Source organism: Spirosoma lituiforme, from assembly GCF_054776635.1.
Window position 1 is genome coordinate 284,972 of record NZ_BAAHBO010000004.1, and the last position, 22,546, is coordinate 307,517.

Consider the following 22,546-nt stretch of genomic DNA (forward strand, 5'->3'; position numbering starts at 1 on the left):
CTCACACGCAGTATATAGTCTCCATTGATTCAATGTCAAGTGTTCAGACGATTGGTGCCAAATAGCGTACTTACGCGCCATCCTGACAGATTTACTGTGTTTACTCTGCTTTTATACCTGTCAAAATTTCTGAGATTCAGTTGCTGAACGAACTGGTACAAGGTTTGACGATTAGCTGTTTGACTTAGTCAAGCTATTCTAAAATCTAAAACCACGCAATCATGAGTACGCTGGCGCATACAAAGAAGCAAAGATGAAGCCATTGCGGCAACTTGAAATCGGTAGCTAAACATACCGGTTTTCATCAAGAAAAAAGCCTGATTAGCGTCATGCTCATAGGCTTTTCGTCACCCAACTCTTCCGTAACAAAGCCCTGTTAAATTTTGTTAAGGACGCATAGCAGCCGGATTTTTCAACCGCTACTTTCCGTTATAGTATCAGACAGGCAATTACTGCCTTTAACACAAAAAGAAAGCAATTAGATTTTCCCAATTTATCATGAAAAGCAACTGGAAATTATTGGCGTTGATGGCACTCCTGTCGAGTGTTATAACGTTGGCTGCTTACAACCTGTTGGGCTTCAACAACCGGGATGTAATTTTAAACGAATCGTCGCCGATACAGGCGATTACTGGGCGATTAGCCTCAATGCCAGGAAGTAACCCAAGTGGTACTCCCGGCGATTTTTCGACGGCGGCCGAAGCCGTAACGCCAATGGTTGTTCACATTCGGACTACCATGACGCGCACCGTACGTCAACAGCAACAGGTTCCGGATATCTTCCGGGAGTTTTTTGGCGACGAGTTCGGGGGTGGCCAGCGGCAGCCACGTCGTCAGCAGGGACAGGCGTCTGGTTCTGGCGTCATCATCAGCAAAGACGGGTACATCGTTACTAACAACCACGTTGTTCAGGATGCTGATGAAGTAGAGGTTATCATGACTGACAAACGGAGCTTCAAAGCGAAAGTTATTGGTACTGACCCACTAACCGACCTGGCCGTTATTAAAGTGGATGCAAACAATCTGCCAGCCATTACGCTGGGCGATTCGGATGCGCTGAAATTAGGCGAGTGGGTACTGGCTGTTGGTTATCCATTAGATCTGGAATCGACTGTTACAGCCGGTATCGTTAGTGCAAAAGGCCGTCGGATTGGTATTTTGGATCAGAATATCAGCAAAACAGATGCTAAGCCTGATTCTCCGGTAGAAGCGTTCATTCAGACGGATGCGGCCATTAACCCCGGCAATTCGGGTGGTGCGCTGGTCAACCTGCGCGGTGAACTGGTAGGAATCAACTCCGCCATCGCTTCGGCTACGGGTTATTATAGCGGCTATGGTTTCGCGGTTCCTGTATCGCTGGTTAAAAAAGTATCGGCTGACTTGCTTAAATACGGTAATGTACAACGTGGCTACATTGGCATCCTGCCTATTGAATTAAACAGCACAGTAGCTAAAGAGAAAGGCGCAAAAATTGGTCGTGGCATCTATGTCGAAAACGTTGTTGAAAAAGGCGCTGCGGAAGCTGCCGGTTTGAAAAAAGGCGACGTTATCGTGAAGATGGAAGGTCAGCCGCTTGATTCGGATGCGCAGATGCGTGAAATCATCGGCCGTCGTCGCCCAGGTGATATTGTTAATGTGACCGTTAACCGTGATGGTACCGAACGCGATTTCAAAGTTGAACTGCGTAACCGCAATGGTGGCCGTGATGTGATCAAGAAAGCAGATGTAGCAGCTTCCAGTACTTCACTGAGTACGTTGGGGGCCAGTTTCGAAGATCTATCGGCACAGGATGCCAAACAGCTGGGTGTTAGCGGTGGTGTTCGGGTGAAGAAAATTGTGGATGGTAAATTAGCCGAAACGGACGTGGAAGAAGGCTTTATCATCGTGAAAGCGAATGGTAAAAACGTCAAAACCACCAAAGACCTTCAGGCTATTATGGCCTCGGTAAAAGAAGGTGAAGGATTGATGCTTATTGGCATGTATCCTAACAGTTCTCGGATGTATTACTACGCAGTGCCTGTGTAAGCAGTACGTTCTCAATCGATACGTGGCGTCGGGTTTTCGAACCCGACGTTTTTTTTTCATAAAAAAAGCGGTCGGATTTGAAAATCCGACCGCACAGGAAGAAAAGCCAGTTCGTAGCCGAGATAACAACTATTCGAAGTAATTCAGGACCTGATGGCCACCGCTAGCCAGTAGTTGGTCACGACGGAACAGGTTTATGTCAGACGTCATCATGTCTTTAACAAGCGCAGGAAGATCGTATTTTGGTTTCCAGTTCAGTTTCGACATGGCTTTTGCCGGATCACCGAGTAACAGATCCACTTCCGTTGGGCGGAAATAGCGGGGATCGACACAAACAACGGCCTGGCCAACTTCAACCGGGAAATCAGGATTTGTTGAGCTTACAACCGTTCCAACCTCATCGACGCCTTCGCCTTTAAATTCCAGTTCAACGCCGATTTCCGAGAACGACATCCGGACGAAGTCCCGTACGCTGGTTGTTACACCCGTGGCAATTACGAAATCTTCGGGTTTTTCCTGTTGCAGAATCAGGTACATGGCCTCAACATAATCCTTGGCATGACCCCAATCGCGCAGTGAATCAAGATTACCCAGATATACTTTATCCTGTAAACCAAGACCGATACGAGCTACAGCCCGGGTAATTTTACGCGTAACGAACGTTTCGCCCCGTAGCGGTGATTCGTGGTTGAACAGAATACCGTTACAAGCGTACATGTTATACGCTTCGCGGTAGTTCACCGTAATCCAGTAACCGTACAGTTTGGCAACAGCATAGGGCGAGCGCGGGTAAAACGGAGTTGTTTCTGACTGCGCATGTCCCTGAACGCCACCGTAGAGTTCAGACGTAGACGCCTGATAGATACGGGTCTTTTCGGTCAGGCCAAGCAGACGAACTGCTTCCAGTATACGCAACGTACCGATGCCATCTACCTGAGCCGTGTATTCTGGCTCGTCGAAGCTAACCCGCACGTGCGACATAGCGCCCAGGTTATAAATTTCATCGGGCTGAACCTCCTGAATAATCCGAATGATGTTGGTTGAATCGGAAAGATCGCCGTAATGAAGTTTAAAATGAATATTTCTTTCGTGCGGATCTTCGTACAAATGGTCAATCCGTTGTGTATTGAATAGGGAGCTACGGCGTTTAATACCATGTACTTCGTATCCTTTTTCTAACAGTAACTCGGCCAGATAGGCCCCATCTTGTCCGGTAATTCCGGTAACTAATGCTTTTTTCATATCAGTATAAACTGGTCAAGACCAACGCCTACTAGGTGTACCAAATGAATCAAAGGTAGCGTCCGGTAGCCATATTTTACAACTTATTTTATTAACAGGCTCCGATGAATGTCTACTTTGTCGGCTTGTAGCTGAGCCGATTCGATAAGGCGTCGTATCGAGGCATAGTATCGTTCGGCATCCATCCGGCGCATAAAATCGCCTACTTTAAGTTTGTACGTTGGTTGATTGTAACTCAGATACGGGCTTAATTCCGGGAATTCCTGCGAGATGAGCAGACGGGCCGCATCAACTTCTTTTCGTTGTGTACCCACATAAACCTGAATCCGAAAGCCGGGGGCATAGCGAATCGACCGGTTTTGCACCGCAATGGTATCGAGCACCATATCGAGTCGACGGTTAATGTGCAGAGCCTCTACTGGTGCGGCAGGCTTACGAACATCGGCCCGGCGGGGGGCAGGCGTCGTAGTAGCGGGTGGTGGCGGTGGTGTGGTGGTCGGCACAGCTGCAGTTACCGGGTTGTAGACAGGACGTACCGACGATAAATCTTCGTTGTAACTATTGTAGTCAACAGCCGTTGTCACCGAGCGACTTGTCGCGCAGCCCGTCATGATCAATAAACTCAACACCATACTTTCCGCAAACCGGCAGCGCATAATCATCTATCCAATTAATGAGTAAAACTAATCATTTGCGGCCTGAATAACTCAAACCAGCGAGTATCTGTATAAACCCGACCTATAATTTGGTTAATTTTGACCGTTTTATTACGCTTAGTACATGCTGAACATACAAAGCCACGTATCGCTCAAACCATACAATACGTTTGGGATTCATGCCAACGCACGGTATTGGGTTGAGGTCAATAGTGAGGAAGACCTTCAGACGGTACTCCAGCTGAGTGATTATAGTAACCAGCCGAAATTAATTTTAGGGGGTGGCAGCAATGTGCTCCTGTGCCACGACTTCGACGGGCTGGTTGTAAAAATAAATATTCAGGGTATCGACGTCACCCGTGAAGACGACGATCATGTTTATGTAACGGCTGGCGCGGGCGTGAACTGGCATGCGCTGGTTCTCTTTTGCGTTGGGCGCGGTTACGCAGGTATGGAGAATCTGGCGCTTATACCCGGCACGGTAGGCGCAGCACCCATGCAGAACATTGGCGCGTACGGCGTTGAGCTGGAACAGGTATTCGAATCCCTTACCGCAGTCCATATCACCACTAGTGAGAGGAAGACCTTTACCCACGCAGATTGCGCTTTCGGTTATCGGGAGAGCGTTTTCAAACGGGCGTTAAAGGGGCAGTACATCATCACCAGCGTTACGTTTCAGTTAGTTAAACGCCCGATTTTTCATACGCGCTACGGTGCCATTCAGGAAACATTAACCGAAATGGGGGTGACGGATGAAACTCTGTCCATTAAAGCAATCAGCGACGCGGTTATTCGTATTCGGCGCAGTAAACTTCCTGATCCCGCCCAGATCGGCAATGCAGGAAGCTTCTTTAAAAATCCTGAAATTCCTAAGGACCAGTTCGATAAATTAAAAGCCGTTTACCCGACTTTACCGGGCTATCCGATTGGCGACGATGTAGTTAAGGTTCCGGCGGGCTGGCTGATCGAGCAGGCGGGCTGGAAAGGGTACCGCTCCGGTGATGCGGGCGTTCATGCCAAACAGGCTCTGGTACTGGTTAACTACGACAAAGCTACCGGCGACGAAATCATGGCGCTCGCCAAAAAAGTCCAGCAATCTGTATTAGAAAAATTCGGCATTACTATCTCGCCAGAAGTAAACGTCATTTAACCACTAGCCAGACGGGCCAAAAGAGAGTTTTTACACCGTCTCTTTTGGCCCGTCTGGTCTGGTTTTATACATTCAGTCGTTTAGTCGAAACAGAGGGAAGCCGCTCCGAGTAACCCCGCGTCATTACCAAGGGTGGCCCGCTTGATGCTTAAGCCATTCTTGTAATACGGATTGAGCCAATGGTCGAGCGTTTTGTTGACCGCGGGCAGAATGTAATCGAAAGAAGCCGACAGCCCTCCCCCAATCAATACCTGCTTGATGTCCAGTATTTTGATAAGCGAAGCTAGCCCTTCGCCCAGCATTTCGCCTACTTCAGTCCAGATCTGGAGTGCCAGCTCATCGCCTTCAGCCGCAGCGGCTACTAAACCGGTTGTCGAAATCGAGCCGTCGTCGGCCAGGTGAGTTTCGCCTTTGTATTCTTTCCGACGCTCATTCGCTAGATCGAGCAATTCTTTTTTACCGATATTCCGCTCCAGCACCCGACCATTCCGGGAAGGAATATGGCCTGGTTCCATGGCATTCCCATCGCCACCGGTAAATATTTTCTTATTGATGATGGCCGCCCCGCCAACACCTGTGCCAAGCGTAATGAAAATGTAATTTTCCGTGATTTTCTCTTCGGCGAAATAATACTCACCCAAAGCGGCTGCATTGGCATCATTCGCCAGAAAAAACTGAACACCCGGAAAACGTTTGCTCAGCAAATCCACCATCGGAATGCCGTCAATTTCTGGAATAGCCGTAATTTCGAGGGGGATCGTGCGCGCACTGTTAATCATCCCCGGCAAACCGATACCAACTTTTTTTACTTCTTTATTGGAAAATAACTGCAACGCAACGGCGTCACCGAAGCGATCAACAAAGTGTCCTGATTCCCGCCAGCTAATGGTGTCGTGGCTATAGAAATTAGAAATTTTACCGGTATTGGCATCGACAATACCCATTTTGACGTTCGTACCGCCGACGTCGATACCCAAATACTCAACGGAAGCCATTCTTAATATTGGTCAGTTTATGGTGAACAATTAGCTGGTCAGGAACAGAGAAACCGGGCGCAAGATACAAAAAGTAGGTAGTCCTTGGGCATTCGGTAGTAACCGATTGCTTAAGTCCTGGCTAATCGACGCCTTTATTCTGCTTAGATGTCACCTAATTGAGGACGAATAAGCATTTCTTCAATGACGGCGCTTTTCGAGAGCGAGTACGCAGCCCAGGCGCTATCAGCCACATCGTCTGGCTTTAAAAAACGGTCTTCGGGCAAATCTGTTCCCGCCCAGCTGTCGGTAAGCGTGGCGCCCGGCAAGATGGCCGTTACCTTCACATCGTGCGGTTTTAACTCCTCGCGCAGCACCCGACTCATGCCCAGTAACGCAAATTTAGAGATGCAGTAAGAGCCGCCATTCGTGTAAGCCGTGATGCTGGCCGTTGAGCACATCATAAAAATATGCCCTTTCCGACGGGTTACCATATCACTCACCACCCCGCGAGTCAGGTGGTACGCACTGGCAACGTTGGTTTGCATCAGTTGTTCAAAGGTGCCTTCGGCTTCGTTCTGAATCTGACCCGGCAGAAACATGCCAGCGTTGTTAACAAGCACGTCGACTGGCCGATTGAGCGAATGAATATAATCGAGCAGCGCATTCACGCCATCCCGCGTCGACAGATCGGCGGCAAACGGCAATAAACCGGGCTCCTGGATGCTCTCAACCGAGCGGGCACAGACGAGGGCATCGAAGCCTTCGGCGACAAATCGATTGGCAATTGCGCGGCCAATGCCCTTAGAGCCCCCGGTTACCACAATCAATGGGTTCATAAAAATGATAATCTAGATCAACTTACGCAGCAAAACCTGCTTCGTCCCAAAACCACCATCCATCCAGATAAGCGGAGCCGCAAGTTACGTCAGAAACCATTCTCTCTTTACGAGGGTTCTCCCGAGTGGATACCAATTCAGAACGCCACGAGGTTCACCTGTTTTCTACATGCTTATATGTCACGCTTAGGTAGTTATTTTATCTTTTTGGGTACCCTTTTCCGCAATCGGGAGAAACTCCGCGTTTACGTGGGCCTTATTCTGAATGAATGCATGTCCATTGGTGTTGGCTCCATCTTTATCGTTGCCCTGGTCAACATATTCATCGGTGCCGTTACCTGCGTTCAAACCGCCTATAACCTCACCAATCCGTTCGTTCCGAAGTATATTATTGCCCTCATTGTCCGCGATAGTTCTATTCTGGAGTTGGCACCTACCCTGTCGTGTATTGTTCTGGCCGGTAAAGTGGGGTCGAACATTGCCAGCGAAATAGGAACGATGCGAATTACCGAACAGGTCGATGCGCTGGAAGTGATGGGTATCAACTCCAGTTCCTATCTGATTCTGCCGAAGGTGGTTGCGTCGGTGCTGATGTTTCCGCTCCTCGTGATTATGGCTGGTTTTCTGGCCATTCTGGGCGGTTATATCGCCGGTACGCTGGCGAACGTCATCTCTGCGGAAGAATATATTACCGGTTTACGGTTCGATTACAAGCCGTTTGGGATTGTCTTTGCCCTCATCAAAACGACCGTATTTGCTTTCCTGATCTCGACGATTTCGGCTTACCAGGGATATAATGTCAGTGGGGGTGCGCTCGAGGTGGGGGCCGCGTCAACATCTGCGGTTACTAACAGTTGTATTGCTATCGTAGCTGCCGACTTTGTTCTAACGCAGCTATTACTCACCTAGTAAACGAGCGAAAGAGTGGCTGACGCGTCAATTCTCGCTCATTCGCTCGTTCGCTCATTCACTCCGCTTCGGCGGTCCGATTTCGCTCGTTAAAATGATCGACATAAAAAACATTACAAAATCCTTTGGTGATCGGCAAGTGCTGGCGGGTATCGATGGTAGCTTTAAACCAGGCGATACCAGTCTGATCATTGGCGGTAGTGGTACGGGCAAGAGCGTATTGCTGAAGTGCATGATTGGTCTGGTTAAGCCCGACACCGGTCAGGTTCTTTACGACGGACGCGACTTTCTGACCAGCGACCTGAACGAGCAGAAGGCCATTCGACGCGAAATGGGCGTTCTGTTTCAGGGCTCAGCCCTGTTTGATTCCAAGACCGTTCTGGAAAATGTTCGCTTCCCGCTCGATATGCTCACCGACCAGTCGGAAAGTGAAAAGGTAGATCGGGCGCAGGAGTGCCTGCAACGCGTTGGACTGGAAAAGGCGGGCGACCGGATGCCGTCCGAAATTAGTGGGGGGATGAAAAAACGGGTTGGTATTGCCCGCGCGATTGTTCTGAACCCCAAGTACCTGTTCTGCGATGAACCGAATTCCGGCCTTGATCCGCTGACATCCATCAAAATTGATCAGCTCATTTCTGAGATTACAGATGAGTTTCAGATTACAACGGTTGTGATCACCCACGACATGAATTCAATGATGGAAATCGGCGAGCAGATCATGTTTCTATACGAGGGGCACAAGCTTTGGCAGGGCAATAGCGCTACACTTACTCAGTCCAACGTGAAGGAATTGAACGAGTTTATAAATGCCAACAAGCTCATTCGGGAAATGGAGAAGTAAATATCAGCACCCTCAAAATCGCCAGCGGGCCTGCACTTTCACTTCTGACTTGTGCGATGCATCGACTTGGTCGAGGTCGGAGCCCACGGTATCCTGATTAGTAAGGTCTGTTCTGGCCCAGCGCACCCAAACGTCCAGATGGCGGTTCAGGCTATACTGGGCTAACAAGTAATGCCGGATACCCTGATTGAAATAGGCCGGAAACGAGAACGAATAGAGGACATCACGCTCGTAAACGTATTGTCGGCTGTCGTAATCGTCGGTACCAAACAAGGCCACCCGAGCGCTCAGACTCAATCTGCGTAACTCCAGCGTAGCATCCTGGACCACCACAAACCCCTTCGAGGGAGGCTGTCCCGCATACCGAAACCCACCCCACTGTACCCGCGAACGCAGCGACAGCCCACGCCGGAGTTTACAATCGGCGTTGAGCACGTAACTCCGGCGGATGGTCTCATCAACGGCTTTACTAGTACCAGTTACCAGGTTTTTCGCTTTATGCTCTTCGTGGTAGAGGGCGTAAAAGGCCGTTTGTCGGTTGGGTGAGTAGCGCGCCTGGAGCAGATAGTCAAATCCACGGGATGGCTTATCGACCAGATACCTCAGCCACGGGAAACTAAAATAATCCACGAATCCGCCCACCGTCAGCCTGCGGTAGACGGTGTATTTCACTCCTACGTAAGCCCCGGATTCATTGATTGTTCGACTTCCTTCGCTGAATCCATTGCTGTAGAAACTATGAAAGTTGCGGTCATAATGCCGAACGACAATGGCCATGTCGACCTTTTTCGTCAGACTAACTAACGTTCCTGCAACGGCCCCAATCCCACCCGAATGCGTGGCCGAACCGCTGCTGCGCGCTAGTTCGCCGAACAGATTCCAGTTTCGCCAGATATACCCACCGTGAAGACCAGCCACTACGTTCTGCTTACCCGTAAATTCGTACTGGTTATAGGGCAGATCACGTCTCCGAAAAAACGTGTCGAAGGTAGTACGCAGCACCGTGAGCCCAACTTGAACCTGCTGTCGATTGTGATAGAGTACATGAGCCCCAACGTTTGTTTCCAGCAGACTTCCCTGATCGTCACGCTCCGACAATGTACGGTGTAAGCCAGACGTTTGCAGGGAGGTGGCCACCATGTCCGCACCTTCCGTACTGATATTGGCATCGCGTCGGTTTCGAGCCACCATAAAGGTTATATCCAGAAAAGGACGCAAAGCGTAGGTAGCTGTTCCCCCCCGAAAGTAGCCATACTCCGTAAGTGACGTGAAAGGCCGGGCACCCAGCGTTGGGCGACGAACGGTTTGCACGGTTTCAGCGCTCTTGCCCAGTACAAAGCCCGCCGACAAGACCAGGCCCTGCCCGATTTGCAATTGATAGTCGCCAATCAATACATTCCGCCAGTTACCCCGGTTCTGTACCTGTGCGTGAAAAGACACATAATCGATACCGTACCGGCGGGCCGAAGGTTGCCAGACGACTTGTTCGCCGGGGTCCTGCTCCAGAGTCAGCCCCATACTGAACGCACGGGGACGGCTGTACCGATAGCGGGCGTACCATTGGCCGGGACTACCCAAATAGCGGGTCGGGAGGTTTCCTTTCTTATCGGGGATTGCTTCCGAAAATCCTTTTTGTGGCTCGAGCAGCCGTTCGTAGCGAACAATAAGGTAATTATCGGTTGGGGTCGCATACGCGCCGAACAGGCCCTGACTACCCGTTACCATTACGAAGGGTCGTAACCGCCGAATAGTAGGTAGGTCGAACTCGGGTACAGCCTGTAGTTCATAAACGGACAGGAGATCACCATAGGCAGCCCGGTAAGTAGCCAAACTACTTAACTGACGTTGGGTAAGCAGGTACGTTGCCTCTAATTCATCCCGCGTGGCGTTATTTAAATCGAGCGGATTGGCATAGAGTTGCGTCAACGCATCGTACACCGACTGGTAATCGACGCCCTCCATCTGAACCGGAAATAGATCCTGCAGACGCTGAGTCAGTACACTGTCTCGCCGATCAGCGCCCCGATTGATTGATTCGCCAATCTGGCAGAAAGCCGAGTGAACGATCAGCCATCCGGCTATTATAAGCAGATAAATAGTTCGCAAGGCCCGTTATATCCAAGTAGATAGGGCCTATGACGGAAACGCGGCAAAGAAGTTACACCCGTCGGGAGAAATTCCGAAATAGAATGGAGTGGCTACAACAAACCCAGCGGTACGGAGACGCTATTAGCCAGGGGCAAAAGCATCTCCGTATCGCTGGGTCAATCGTTGTCTACTTAGGCAAACCGGCGTTTCAGAATCTCAACCAGCTCACTCACTTCGTCACTACTCATGTCCCACAGGTACTGCGAGGCATAACGGTACGAAATCAAATCGAGTGCCTGACCGTAATTGTTCAGGGTGTCTATTTCCTCTACCGCCTGATTGTACGCACTCGAATTTCCGTTGAACAATTGATTGATGAACCGGAACTTCTGATTCAATGAAATACTGCGGGCAACACTCTCAATGGGTGCCCGATTAAACGTTTCGGCCACCGTAGTGGGGGCCACCGCAATGGGTTCGGCAGGAGTGCTCTCCCGCAATGCATCGTTCAGGGTAGGCTTAGCGTCGGCAGCCGTTTCGGCCTGCGAACGGTCAAGCACGACCGATTGACTGATTTCGGTATCTGTCAGCTGAGATGGCTGACTGATGGGCGAAACCGGATCTGGCCCACTCGTTCTATCCAGAAACAGGGCGCCACCCGTCGCCGTCGACTCGTCTGCCACGGGAGCGGTAACTGGCGTTGACGGTAGTTCCTGCGGGGGTATCGCCGGGGTATCATTGCCTGGGCTATTGGCCAACTCCTCCGTTTGGATCGGTACAGGCGCTTCAGCGACTAATGGAGCTGGTGGCACGGTTGATTCAGTAGCCGTGTCGAAGAAGGACCGCATGGGAGCCCCCGGAATACTATCGGGGACATGACTGCGCAGCAGAGCCGCCACATCCATTGGCAATTTCTCCGAAAAAAGCGCAACAAACTTATCGTGATGCTCGAGTTCATGCGCCCGCTGGCTAAAAACCTCATCCAGAAAACCCAGTGCCTGATTAACATACACGAACGGCTTGCCATTCATGCGTTGCAGGATATAAGCCGGAATGAACTGGTTGATCTTCGTGTAGCGCACCATTTGCTTCAGCGTATCGGCCGTTACCGTAAACTCGGGCTGGCTGCGGAGCACGTCATCAAAGTAAGCCCGAGGGTCAAAAATCATGGTTATCGTTCGGCGGGTAGCGTCCGCCAGCAATGGTTCCAGGTGTTCGCGCCGAACCGAGATGTGCTGCGACACTACGTTCATAAAGTTGCGCAGGGCTTCCTCTACGTCAGCATCGGTAAAATCGAAGTAAGGGCTGCGAAACTTAGCGGCATCGGCCTGCCACTTGTCAGATAAGCTGCTAATAACGAACAGATTAATCTGATTAATGGGCGTTAGCGACAGAATTTGCTGACCACTAATGGTAGCGTGGTGCTGGTAGAAATCGGACGCGGTTCGGCGAGCGTAAGACTTACTATATTCTGTGAGGACGTTGGCGTTAAACTTGTTCGACATTAGGAAAATCCTTTGTTTTGTAAATATATGACTTTCGGATACAAACCATCTGTTGTCAATGTAGAAATCAAATGCAACGGGCTTCACACGGCAGTTTAACCCGAAAATGGACTGACCCGGTGGGTAGATGAACCGAATTTCGGGCTAATTTGTCATTCCTGCGTTTGCCGTTTCTGCCCTTCTGACCTGTTTCCCGCGTTTCATCAACCAATTCCCCATGTTTATCGAACCATCCCGACGTCGTGAACCACCTCATCTCCGCACTGGCTGGATCGAAGTAATCTGTGGATCGATGTTCTCCGGAAAAACGGAGGAGCTGATTCGACGGCTCACCCGGGCTCGTATTGCCAAGCTGAACGTTGAGATTTTCAAACCGGCGCTGGATACCCGCTACCACGACGAAAACATTGTTTCGCATTCAGCACTGGCCATCCATTCGAATCCGGTGCAAACGGCGGGCCAAATTCCACCTCTGGCCGGCAACTGCGACGTCGTGGGCATTGATGAGGCCCAGTTTTTCGATAAAGAAATACTGGATGTCTGCACGTTGCTGGCTAACCAGGGAAAACGCGTTATCATTGCCGGGCTGGATATGGACTTTTCCGGGCAGCCTTTCGGTTGCATGCCCCAGCTCATGAGCACGGCCGAATACGTAACGAAGGTTCACGCAATTTGTGTGGTTTGTGGCGATATCGCCCATTATTCTTATCGGCTCGTCCCTTCGCAGGACCGTGTACTGCTGGGCGAGACCGATAGCTACGAAGCCCGTTGCCGACGTTGCTTTAACCTCGGCAGCGACGCTGGCCGTAAAGAGTGGGCTTATGAGAACGTGGCGAACGATGACTGATGAGCTAAGCTATTTTTTATCGAAAAAGCGTATCCGGTCTTTAGCCCATAAATTCCGGGGCTCATTCAGTCTTCTTTTCCTTCTGGCTCATTCAGCCTTTTCGCAGATTGGTACCTGGCAAACGCACGCCAGTTACCAGTCGGGGCAATCCGTAGCCGTTGTGGGCAACGTCGTTTATGCTGCCACCCGGAACGGATTTTTTTACTTCGACAAGACTACACAGGAAGCCCGAACGATCAGTAAGCAGGATGGCCTGAGCGCAGCAGGAATCAGTCGATTGCTCTATCTGGCCGATCAAAACCGGTTACTCATTGCCTATCGGGACGGTAATCTGGATTTTATGACCTTAACGGATACGGGCGAACCGGGTACTGTTTCGAACGTTAACACCATCGTTACCGCATCGTCTTTGCCTACTGCCCGAGGTATCAATCACCTCAATCGCATTGGCAACAACGCTTATCTGAGCACCGATTTTGGTCTTGTCGTGCTGGATTTAGCTAGAAATGAGATTCGGGATACGTACTTCAGTCAGCGGGCCGATGGTTCTGCCCTTCCCATTTTCCAGTCAGCCGCTACGAGCGATAGCCTGTATGTCCTGACGGCTCCAGCAACCACAATGGCTACCCAACGACAGATTCGGGCGATTCGCTTTTCGGCCAATGTTAATATTGTTGACCCGGCAAACTGGCGGGCGGTAGACTCTCCCGGACAACAAACGGAGTCGATCAACACCAACCAAGGGCGATTAACCGCCACGGTCAATGGACAGGGTACGTTTGAGCGCCAACTCGGCCGCTGGACGCTAACACAGTCGCTCACCAATGCTGTTATCCGGCAATTTTCCAGTACAACCGGCCTCATTCTGGCCACTAATCAGGCCGTAACCTTGGCGGGGGTAGGTTCGTTCACAGGCTCATGGCTGGCCGATCCACGCGAGGTACAGGCCGATGGACGTACGCTCTGGATTGCCGACGCCAGAAACGGCCTGCTGACCACCACGGCCAGTACATTCCAGCGTATTGCTCCCGAAGGGCCAACGCGTGATCAGTTCGCTCAATTATATGCCTATCCACAAACGCTGGTCGCTCTGCCCGTCGGCCCCCAGGAAACCACGTCGTTGGCGCAGAACCAGCCATCCGTTGAGCTACTGTCCGTACCCGCCGGGCGCTGGATCAGTAGTCTGCCAACTGGGGTAACGCGTGGTTTCAACGCAGCCGCTTACGCAACGGCAGAACAAAAACTTTATCTGGGCAACTTTGGCGCAGGATTATGGAGCCAGACAGAAGGTCAGCCAGCCACCCCGGTCTCATTACCCGCCACGATCAGTCCTTTTATAACCAGTCTGTCTACCGACCTCGACGGAAATCTTTGGATCACAACGGGCCGGGGTAACGCGCAACAGGCTACCTTACACGTGCGCCGAGCCGACGGGCAATACCAATCGTTCCCGGCCGTCAGCCAGACGAACATTGTACAGGTTGTGCCCGACGACAACGGGTTTCTGTGGTTACGGCCTGATGTTAGCGGAGGCTTGCTGGTTTTCGATCCCCAAACGAACCGCAGCCGGGCACTAAGTACAATTACCAATCAGGGTGGGTTGCTAACCAACAGCGTCCGGGCTTTGGTGAAAGATCGCAACGGGGTCATCTGGGTCGGCACAGACCTTGGTCCAATGGTATTTGATAACCCCTACGGCGCTTTTGACCCAGTCGTAACGGCCCAATCGCCCGTCCTTAACGGCCGCCGGTTGCTGGCCAATGAGCTTATTACATCCATAGCGGTTGATGGGGGTAACCGAAAATGGCTTGGTACCCGCAGCGGCCTGTACCATGTTGCACCCGATGGATCGCAATTGCTCGAGACGTTCACGGCCGACAACAGCCCGTTGCCAAGCAATACCGTGCAGTCATTGGCTATCGAGCCGACCTCCGGTAACGTGTTTGTCGAAACCAGCACAGCCGATCAGTCTAACGGGATCGTTTCTTACCAGAGTGCAGCAACCGAGCCAGCCTTATCCCTTGGCCAGCTTACCATTTTCCCGAACCCCGTCCGGCCGGATTTTACCGGCACGGTTGGCATTAACGGCCTGACGGATAATGCGACGGTGAAAATTCTTAACGCGGGTGGACAACTGGTTTACGAAACCCGGTCGCAGGGCGGAACGGCAACCTGGCCTCTACGGGATTATCTGGGCCGCATGGCTCAAACGGGCATTTACCTGATCGTAGTAGTTAACGTCGATGGCTCAGAAGGGCTGGTCGGCAAACTGGCAGTGGTGCGTTAGGTAACGCTCGTCGGGCACAATCTTCCCTAAATAGGTAATCGATCAACAGACGAAACAGCCTCCTGGTGGTTGTATTAAAATAAGCCTTTACCCGCTATTTGACGAATCAGGGCATTTTGCCTAATTTTGACAGGTTTTCTGCCATCTCATTCGAATACCAACATGAACCGAGTGAGCAACCAAACGCAATCAACGCACTCATTATGAGAGAAATACAATTCCGTGAAGCCCTGCGGGAGGCCATGACGGAAGAAATGCGCCGGGATCCGAAAGTTTATCTGATGGGCGAAGAAGTTGCCGAATACAATGGCGCTTATAAAGTTAGTCAGGGAATGCTGGACGAATTTGGTCCGGAGCGGGTCATTGACACCCCCATCGCCGAGCTTGGTTTCGCCGGTATCGGTGTGGGTTCGGCCATTAACGGACTTCGGCCAATTATTGAGTTCATGACCTTTAACTTCTCGCTTGTTGCGATTGATCAGGTTATCAACTCGGCCGCCAAAATCATGTCTATGTCGGGTGGTCAGTACTCCTGCCCTATCGTGTTCCGCGGGCCAACCGGCAATGCCGGCATGCTGTCTTCGCAACACTCGCAGAACTTCGAAAACTGGTTTGCCAATACCTCGGGGCTGAAAGTGGTCGTTCCCTCGAACCCCTATGATGCGAAAGGACTACTGAAGTCGTGTATCCGCGACAATGACCCCGTTATTTTCATGGAGTCGGAGTTGATGTATGGCGACAAAGGTCAGGTTCCTGAAGAAGAATACCTGATTCCAATTGGCCTCGCTAATGTTGTTCGGGAAGGAAATGACGTAACGATTGTGTCGTTTGGCAAGATCATGAAAGTAGCGCTGGCTGCCGCCGACGAACTGGCGAAAAACGGTATTTCGGCGGAGGTGATCGATTTGCGTTCCGTGCGCCCGATTGACTATGCAACGATTATTAACTCGGTCAAGAAAACCAACCGGTGTGTTATCGTTGAGGAAGCCTGGCCATTAGCTGCTATCTCGTCGGAGTTGACGTACAACATTCAACGGAATGCATTCGACTATCTGGATGCTCCCGTTGTTCGGGTCAACAGCATGGATTTACCCTTGCCTTACGCCCCTACGCTCATCGAGGTTATTTTGCCAAACGTGAAACGCACGTTACAAGCGGTCGAAGCGGTGATGTACAAGAAATAGCAGGTGTTTCACCTCAAGAATAAGGTATTCCATGACCAAAAAAGCGTCGATCCAACCGGTCGACGCTTTTTTTCTGAACAAAAAAAACCCGATTATTTTTCAATAACCGGGCGGTGTATTTGAGTCTATTAGATTCAATTATAAGGTAAACCTTTATCGGTTGTAAAAAGTTTAGGTAATGAAAAATAGTCAAATAATTTTTCGGATTATTGGTATGTATGAACGATTTATCCACTAACCCGCCCAAACAGCCTGTTTTCAGGGCAAGTGGCCGTATCATTTACGAAGTCACAATTCAGTATGTGGGCGGATTAACAGCGCTGCGTCAGCGCGAACCAACCGTTATTTTCTTTTCGAATCTTCGCAAAGCAGTGGATGCGATAACGGCTGAGCTGGCACTAAACAACTGGCCACCCAGGGTTAACTATACAGCGGTATATCGGGGAGTGAAGCAACGGGCGTTTTATAGCTGCGATTTCAATGTAGCCGGTGCACGGGTATTTCGAATTAAAGTCGTACCACGTGTGCTGAACCCAGCGCTGCCCCGTTTGGGCATAGATGAAAATCCGGAGAAGTGAATGCGAATAGATGCGTATTACAGTACATAGCCTCCAGCCGTATCAACGGTTTCCGTTTCCAACAAACTGTTGATACGGCTGAATTTAGGGCGTTTTGTTCAGACAGCTCAATCCGGCGACTAATCAAGTCAAATCAATAAGCGGTGGGCTGACACAGACGTCTAATTCGAATTGATGCCTATTCAGGGGCAATAGGCAGAACGCCAATCAATACGCTTTCAAACTCAGATCCAGGCTCTTTATCTGGTGCGTCAACGCGCCGGAGGAGATGTAATCGACACCCGTTTCGGCATAAGCGCGCAGGTTCGTTTCGTCGATACCACCCGATGCTTCGGTTACAAACCGGCCATTAATCAAACGCACCATGTCGCGGATACCTTCGGGCGCGAAGTTATCCAGCAGAATAACGTCCACTTGCCCCACCCGAAGTACTTCGTCTACCTCGGCCCGGTTGCGGGTTTCTACTTCGATGCGCAACTGGCGACCGGTTTCGTTCAGGTAAGCAACCGCCTGGGTAATGGCCGCTTCGATGCTCCCGGCATAATCGACGTGGTTGTCTTTGATCAGGATCATGTCGTACAGCCCGAACCGATGGTTGACAGCTCCCCCAATTTTAGTGGCCATTTTCTCACAGATACGAAAGTTTGGCGTCGTTTTGCGCGTATCCAGCAATTTGGCCCGTGTTCCCTCCAGAAGATTAACCAGTTCTCGGGTGTGCGTGGCAATACCGCTCATCCGTTGCATGCAGTTCAACACCAGTCGTTCAGCGGTCAGGATATTCCGGGCATTTCCGCTAACGGTCAATACGACATCTCCGGGTTTGATCGAGGCTCCATCAGGAATCAGAACATCGACAACAAACGTCGGATCGACCTCGGCAAAGATTGCCTGTGCGACCTCCACACCAGCCAGAATACCTGTTTCTTTAACCAATAGCCGGGCCCGCTTCTGGGCATCAGCCGGAATGGTCGATAAGGATGTATGATCGCCGTCACCGACATCTTCGGTCAGAGCCAGCTGTATAAACTCATGTAAATTCATGGCCGCAAGGTAGCAGATTATTCTTTTCAACAGACCGTCATCGATTGGCGGAATGGCGGAAAGTGATTAACGCACTTTCATGATTCGCCGTATGGTTCGTTCGTTGCCCTGCTTCACATCGAGCAGGTAAATGCCGTACGGTAGCGTTGTCAGATCAATGCTACCCGAAAAGGAGCGGGTGTTTTTCTGCCATGTGGTCTGATGCCGTGTAATGCCCAGATTCGCGTCAATTACACTGACATCAACCGCGCCCAGATACCCATTGTTGAGTTGAAGTTCCACGCGCTCGACCGACGGATTCGGGTATACGCGCATCGATTCCTCATTACTCTCCGGCGATTCGGCCGGTAACCGGGCCGCACCCGAAGCTGCGATAACAAATTGGGGTGTTTCTGTCAGGGTTAATGCAATCTGGCTGTTCACCGTTGGGCGTACCTGCAACGCCATCGTATCGCGACCAGCCTGGGGCGTGTAGATTCGCGCCACTGAACCAGCACCCAGGTTCAGTGAGTATTGACCCGTCCGGCCAACTTCGTCGGGAATCCAGAGCGCGTAAGCCGACTGACCATTGCGTTCGTACCGATCCACGTTCGGGTTCGTGCTGATTGACTCTTTGAACACATAATCGCCAATGAGTTTTTTGGCCTGGTAGAAATAGTCGGCGGTGGGTTTACGGGTGAAATCGGCATTCATAAAGCCCATCGAACAGAACTGAACGGCGCAATCCAGGTTCAGATCGTACGTCTGGTAAAAGTCGATCCGGTCTACCCCTTCCCGGCCATACAGGAGGGCCGTCCGCAGATTCCAGTCGGCCTGGGTACGCAGGACCGATTTTGACCCAATGGGAATGGCGCGAAGCGGGCTGCCCTGGTGCAGGTCGTAGCCCGTTTCGGAGATGTAGACCGGCATGTCATAACAGGCTTCGTGTGCCAGTTTCAACACATTCCTGACCACCTGGGTAGCCAGCGATAGTTCGGGCGCGGATCCCCGTGCTGACGCACCGCTCCCGTTCTGCATGGAGCCGGAATTGTCGGGGTAGAGGTGATAATTAATGACGTCCCAGCAAAGATTAACGCGCCCATCCGATTTGTACCCCCGAAACTCCTTGCACCAGTCGATCATACCCCGGATGTAATCGGTACCGTTGGCAATGGAACACAAGCCGCCCATGACCACAACCATGCTCGGATCGGCATTTTTCACACCAACGCCCGCCCCCATGGTATTTTTGTGCCCATCGTAAAACGCCGACATATTGGCCGCATACTCCCGGCCCGTCTGGTACGCTTTCCGGCCGCGCCACCACTTATCACGCTCGTTGTCGCACTCAATGTAATTGATCAGGCCAAGGCCAATTTTGACGACGTTTGCGGGGTCGGCCGTCCAGCGAATAGCTGAATTTACCTTAACCAGGGCCGGATTAACAGCGGTGTTTTTACCATAGCGGGCAGCATACTGAAACGCCACCTTTGCCTGTTCAATATAAGAGGCCGGGCTGGAGAAATCTTTTCCATAACGCACAGGCACGTTATCATTTTCCTGCTGGTCGGCGGGGTAGGTCGCTTTCATCCAGGGGGCCAGGTCTTTGAGGCAAGCCATTACTTCAATACCATCTGCCTTGCAGCGTTCGTACATCAGGTCGTAATTCCAGCCACCGGAGTGGGTTGGATTAAATGTGTACTTCCCTTCGGTCAGTTCCAGCTTCTCCCAGTCCATATAGTGCCGGAGAACCCCGAACGATTGGATAGCCTTCATTTTAGGCGCTGAAATACCCGGCACACCCGCCTGGTAAAAATCCCACTCGAACCCGTTGATTCCGAGCAGATTCTTAAACGTCGGACTCTTTTTGGGCGCGGCCCCGGCCGTGGTGCTACCGGCCTGATACGTCCCGTAAAGCTCAATCTCACGGGGCCAGAAATCGGTCGTGTTGATAACCAGATAACGCGCACCGGTCACAACGCTATCTAACAGAAACTTCGAATCACCCGATGTTGACCGGCTTGGGTACGGCCCCACCCAGGCATTGTACTCAAGTCCCTTAAATTGAGCCAGTTCAATACGTTTCCAGTCACGGGTAATGATAGACAACCGCATGGGCGATGAAGTATTGCTTCCGTTGCCATCATAGAACTTTATGGCTTTAATAGCCATCGACTCGCCGGTTTGCAATGGATAATAGGCATCGTAGTTGCTCAGAATTTTACCCCATCCCGTTTGTATATCATCCGTAACTTTCCCGTCGAACAGAGGCCCCAGCCCACTGCTCACGTTATTGAGCTGGTACCACCGGCTGGCATCAATCGGAATCTTGCTCCCTAACGAAACGGCCACCGTCGTTGACGTCGCTGGCGATGTAGTGGTAGTGGGTGGCGTGGTGGTAGTGCTGCTCGGCGTAGTAGTCACGACACTATCCAGCGGACGGCCATATACCTTGATTTTTAGTGGTACTGCATTGCAGTATTTGTGCATGACAATGGCATCGGCCACCACCGACGGAAATGATAACTCCTGCCAAACTGCGAACGAAGGCCCGGTAAAGGTACCAAGCAATGTTTTTTGCGTGCCGTTGAGGGCATATATCGTAGCTGGTGTGCCCGAGAACTCATTCTCCCCATCGTACAGCTCCAGTTTGGTTAGTGTGCTTTTTGCTTCCAGCTTTAGGGTAAGATCCATCCACACGCAATCGGCGCTGTTCCAGTTTGTCTGCACCAGGCTATTCATATCGTCATTCAGATAGGGAGCATAGCTCTGCGCCGTAGGCACACTCGATACGACACTCGTCACCTTTACCCGTTCCTGAGTGGCCATAATGGCGTCGAGTGGATCGGTAGGCAACACCTTTCCGTAGGCCCGTATTTTAACCGGTATGTTGTTGCAGTACTTGTGAATGACGATACCGTCGGCAACCAGTGGCTCGGTCAGCGTGTACGGCTTGAATACCATATAGCTGTCGCCGTTGAACGTACCGATCAGCGTTTTCTCTTTCCCGTTTAGCGCGTAGATCTGAGCCGGAGCCGATTCAAACGTGCCTTCGAAATCGTACAAGTCCAATTTTGTTAACAGACTTTTCTTGCTGAACTTAACGGTGACGTCGGTCCACTGAAAATTGGCGGGCTCCCAATACGATGCGACAAGACTGTTGATGTTGTCATTCAGGTAAGCCGAATAATTTTCGCCCGTTACCGGATTGTCTTTCGCGGATGCCAGGGTCAGCAAATCGAGCGGACGCGGTACAGTCGTCGTTGCGGTAAGCGGTTGCCCGAAGGCTTTGATTTTTTGCGGTATGTTATTGCCGTACTTGTAAATCATGATGGCATCGGCAACGAGCGGTTGAAAAGGCGTGAGCGTGACCCAACTGGCATAGGACGAGCCATCGAAGGAGCCAATCAGAACACGCTGGTTACCGCTCAGGGCATAAAGCAAAGCGGGTTTATCGGTAAACGACCCTTCTGCATCATACAAAGACAAGCTTGAGAGCAGGCTTTTCTTCTCCAGCTTAAGGGTTACCTGCACCCATTTGGCGTTAGCGCCCCAAGCACTTTGTACCTGTTTACTAAGATCGTCGTTCAGCCAGGGAGAATAATCCTGGCCTGTATTTTCGCTGGCGGTGATGGACGCAATTGGAAGCCGGACGGGAGTCGATCCGCTTTGCCCCTTACTCAATAAGGTGACCAATAGACACAAGGAAGTAAGTAGCGTTTTCATCATATAAGTTATTTTTATGCGCAATATATATACAAAATATATATACTATATTGTTTACGTAAATATTTAACATCCAGCATAGTAGACCAAAAATCTGGACGTTGATAAGTTAAAAGCAATAAAAGAGCCAAATTTTATTTGGCCTATGACTGAGTTGGCAAAAAGTCAGTAATTTCTGAACAACAGCATCGAAAACCTGTTGCACCCTCTTGCATTCTTCCAGAATTGGAACGAGATTTGTCATCCGCTAAAGAAATAGATGAAGCAAACCCGTGTCATACATCGCCTTTCCAGTCTTGCACTGGCCACCCTGCTGCTGTTTACGGCGGCCTGGGGGTATGGTAATGTAACACAGGTAAAATCAGCTATAACGCACAAAGCCGTTACCGAGCAGGCAAAGTCAGGTAAAGAAACGAGTGCCCCGGCATCCGCTAAGTTAACGACGGCTCAATTCGAAGCTGTTGTTGCTCCGGCCGTTCAGCTGGGCGATTCAGGACAGAGTGCCTTTCTGCTTCCAGCACCGACGTTGCTAATTCTGTTACTGCTGAGCGTTCCCCTGTTGCGCTTCTTTACATTACCGCATTTCTATTTTTCTTACTTCAGGCACGTATTCGGGCATCATATTGCCACCAATGCGCCCTAACATCCCTGTTTGGCCAGTACCAGCGTTCGCTA

The 22,546-nt window shown here is 50.9% G+C and carries 17 protein-coding genes; 9 read left to right on the forward strand and 8 right to left on the reverse strand.

Features of this window, described 5'->3' with window-relative positions:
• Positions 1-498: 498 nt before the first annotated feature.
• Entirely contained in the window at positions 499-2,025 is a 1,527-nt protein-coding gene (locus ACYU87_RS16655) for a Do family serine endopeptidase (protein WP_461135209.1), read from the forward strand.
• Between the two features lie 129 nt (positions 2,026-2,154).
• Here the strand turns inward: ACYU87_RS16655 and gmd are convergent, their stop codons facing one another.
• Both gmd and ACYU87_RS16665 read right to left on the reverse strand, forming a co-directional pair.
• Positions 2,155-3,267 carry a GDP-mannose 4,6-dehydratase gene (gene gmd, locus ACYU87_RS16660; RefSeq protein WP_461135210.1) on the reverse strand — a complete coding sequence of 371 codons (1,113 nt, stop codon included), beginning with the start codon at positions 3,265-3,267 and terminating at the stop codon, positions 2,155-2,157.
• A gap of 83 nt (positions 3,268-3,350) precedes the next feature.
• Complete coding sequence (locus ACYU87_RS16665; protein WP_461135211.1) at positions 3,351-3,929, reverse strand: SPOR domain-containing protein; 579 nt, start codon at positions 3,927-3,929, stop codon at positions 3,351-3,353.
• 118 nt (positions 3,930-4,047) lie between these two features.
• On the opposite strand from ACYU87_RS16665, the gene murB reads away from it, so the two are divergent.
• Entirely contained in the window at positions 4,048-5,073 is a 1,026-nt protein-coding gene (gene murB, locus ACYU87_RS16670) for a UDP-N-acetylmuramate dehydrogenase (RefSeq protein ID WP_461135212.1), read from the forward strand.
• A gap of 80 nt (positions 5,074-5,153) precedes the next feature.
• Here murB and ACYU87_RS16675 read toward each other — a convergent pair whose 3' ends face one another.
• Together ACYU87_RS16675 and ACYU87_RS16680 are read right to left on the reverse strand one after the other, a co-directional pair.
• The gene (locus tag ACYU87_RS16675; protein WP_461135213.1) at positions 5,154-6,068 is read right to left on the reverse strand and encodes an ROK family protein; all 915 of its coding nucleotides are present in this window, start codon (positions 6,066-6,068) and stop codon (positions 5,154-5,156) included.
• A 143-nt stretch (positions 6,069-6,211) separates the two neighbouring features.
• The gene (locus tag ACYU87_RS16680) at positions 6,212-6,886 is read right to left on the reverse strand and encodes an SDR family oxidoreductase (RefSeq protein WP_461135214.1); all 675 of its coding nucleotides are present in this window, start codon (positions 6,884-6,886) and stop codon (positions 6,212-6,214) included.
• Between the two features lie 177 nt (positions 6,887-7,063).
• Between ACYU87_RS16680 and ACYU87_RS16685 the strand changes: the two genes are divergently transcribed.
• Together ACYU87_RS16685 and ACYU87_RS16690 are read left to right on the forward strand one after the other, a co-directional pair.
• Positions 7,064-7,795: an MlaE family ABC transporter permease gene (locus ACYU87_RS16685; protein ID WP_461135215.1), complete on the forward strand. Its 732-nt coding sequence runs from the start codon at positions 7,064-7,066 to the stop codon at positions 7,793-7,795.
• 94 nt (positions 7,796-7,889) lie between these two features.
• On the forward strand, positions 7,890-8,636 hold the full coding sequence (locus ACYU87_RS16690) for an ABC transporter ATP-binding protein (protein WP_461135216.1): 747 nt from the start codon (positions 7,890-7,892) through the stop codon (positions 8,634-8,636).
• Positions 8,637-8,648: 12 nt separating this feature from the next.
• Here the strand turns inward: ACYU87_RS16690 and ACYU87_RS16695 are convergent, their stop codons facing one another.
• Both ACYU87_RS16695 and ACYU87_RS16700 read right to left on the reverse strand, forming a co-directional pair.
• The gene (locus ACYU87_RS16695) at positions 8,649-10,598 is read right to left on the reverse strand and encodes a ComEA family DNA-binding protein (protein ID WP_461135361.1); all 1,950 of its coding nucleotides are present in this window, start codon (positions 10,596-10,598) and stop codon (positions 8,649-8,651) included.
• 317 nt (positions 10,599-10,915) lie between these two features.
• The gene (locus tag ACYU87_RS16700; protein ID WP_461135217.1) at positions 10,916-12,229 is read right to left on the reverse strand and encodes a hypothetical protein; all 1,314 of its coding nucleotides are present in this window, start codon (positions 12,227-12,229) and stop codon (positions 10,916-10,918) included.
• Between the two features lie 217 nt (positions 12,230-12,446).
• Here ACYU87_RS16700 and ACYU87_RS16705 point away from each other — a divergent pair, with 217 nt between their 5' ends.
• The 4 genes from ACYU87_RS16705 to ACYU87_RS16720 all read left to right on the forward strand — a co-directional run bounded on the left by ACYU87_RS16705 (position 12,447) and on the right by ACYU87_RS16720 (position 17,125).
• Positions 12,447-13,076, forward strand: coding sequence for a thymidine kinase (locus ACYU87_RS16705; protein WP_461135218.1), 630 nt, complete (start codon positions 12,447-12,449; stop codon positions 13,074-13,076).
• Positions 13,051-15,363, forward strand: a complete 2,313-nt coding sequence (gene porZ / locus ACYU87_RS16710; protein WP_461135219.1) for a type IX secretion system anionic LPS delivery protein PorZ — start codon at positions 13,051-13,053, stop codon at positions 15,361-15,363. Before ACYU87_RS16705 ends, porZ begins: the two co-directional genes overlap by 26 nt.
• Positions 15,364-15,506: 143 nt before the next feature.
• Positions 15,507-16,547 carry a pyruvate dehydrogenase complex E1 component subunit beta gene (locus tag ACYU87_RS16715; RefSeq protein WP_461135362.1) on the forward strand — a complete coding sequence of 347 codons (1,041 nt, stop codon included), beginning with the start codon at positions 15,507-15,509 and terminating at the stop codon, positions 16,545-16,547.
• A gap of 218 nt (positions 16,548-16,765) precedes the next feature.
• Positions 16,766-17,125, forward strand: coding sequence for a hypothetical protein (locus ACYU87_RS16720; RefSeq protein ID WP_461135220.1), 360 nt, complete (start codon positions 16,766-16,768; stop codon positions 17,123-17,125).
• Positions 17,126-17,332: 207 nt separating this feature from the next.
• On the opposite strand, the gene nadC is transcribed toward ACYU87_RS16720, so the two are convergent.
• The gene (gene nadC / locus ACYU87_RS16725; protein WP_461135221.1) at positions 17,333-18,166 is read right to left on the reverse strand and encodes a carboxylating nicotinate-nucleotide diphosphorylase; all 834 of its coding nucleotides are present in this window, start codon (positions 18,164-18,166) and stop codon (positions 17,333-17,335) included.
• Positions 18,167-18,232: 66 nt separating this feature from the next.
• Positions 18,233-21,874 (reverse strand): T9SS type A sorting domain-containing protein, encoded by a 3,642-nt coding sequence (locus tag ACYU87_RS16730; RefSeq protein ID WP_461135222.1) that lies wholly within the window; start codon positions 21,872-21,874, stop codon positions 18,233-18,235.
• A gap of 256 nt (positions 21,875-22,130) precedes the next feature.
• Between ACYU87_RS16730 and ACYU87_RS16735 the strand changes: the two genes are divergently transcribed.
• Positions 22,131-22,514, forward strand: coding sequence for a hypothetical protein (locus tag ACYU87_RS16735; protein WP_461135223.1), 384 nt, complete (start codon positions 22,131-22,133; stop codon positions 22,512-22,514).
• Positions 22,515-22,546 lie beyond the last annotated feature (32 nt).